1 protein-coding gene is annotated in these 224 nt (G+C 46.4%); it reads right to left on the reverse strand.

The features are described from left to right. Positions 1 to 26: 26 nt before the first annotated feature. Positions 27 to 224: hypothetical protein (locus HJV72_RS19080; protein WP_208073450.1), on the reverse strand; the 198-nt coding region annotated here is incomplete at its 5' end.

Here is a 224-nt window from a genome sequence, read left to right on the forward strand (position 1 = left end):
TTGATATCCATTTTTCTCTGCCATCCTTACACCTCCCCGCTGTCATCGTTTCTGCTGTAGCCGTAATAAGAGTGCTCCGGAAACGAATTCCACAAATTTTCTCTGAAAAAAGCGTTTAGAATAAAGCCTGTGAAATCAACGCCCGTCTGACGGATGGTGTCGGAAGCATCGTTTGTTGCCCGTACATCAGTCCAGTCCTGACGTACAATCAGCACAGCATTGTC

It is taken from the genome of Extibacter sp. GGCC_0201, from assembly GCF_017566055.1.
Taxonomy (GTDB): Bacteria; Bacillota; Clostridia; order Lachnospirales; family Lachnospiraceae; genus Extibacter.